This is a genomic window from Desulfonatronum sp. SC1 (genome assembly GCF_003046795.1).
Classification (GTDB): Bacteria; Desulfobacterota; Desulfovibrionia; order Desulfovibrionales; family Desulfonatronaceae; genus Desulfonatronum.
Genome location: NZ_PZKN01000199.1, coordinates 1 through 411, shown reverse-complemented (window position 1 = coordinate 411; position 411 = coordinate 1). Strand labels below are relative to the sequence as shown.

At 33.1% G+C, this 411-nt stretch carries 1 protein-coding gene; it reads left to right on the top strand.

From position 1 onward, the window contains the following. The coding region (locus C6366_RS18940) for a glycosyltransferase family 4 protein (protein WP_146164962.1) at positions 1 to 365 on the top strand (365 nt) is incomplete at its 5' end. Between the last annotated feature and the right edge of the window lie 46 nt (positions 366 to 411).

Sequence of the window (411 nt, the reverse complement as noted above, 5' to 3'; positions counted from 1 at the left end):
ATATTGAATTTACAGGTCCTATTGCATATAATGAAATCACAAATCACCTTGAAGACTCCATGCTCTGCATATTCCCAAGTATCTGGGAAAATTTCCCAACAGTTTGTTTAGAAGCAATGAGCGCTGGAAGAGTGGTGATTGGAAGTAAAAATGGGGGAATGAATGAAATGCTTACAAATCCAATTTCTGGCATTTTAGTAAATCCTAAAAGCGTAAGTCAAATCAGTAAGGCGATAGCATTTCTAATTGAAAATCCACAAATAAGGATAAAATTTGGGGAAAACGGAAGAAATAAAATTCTCTCAGAATACAATTCAGATACCATATTTGATACTTTTTCTTCAATAATATCTCAAGAAAAATGAATGGCATTTCTGTAATCATTTGTTGCTACAACAGCTGTCTCTTATA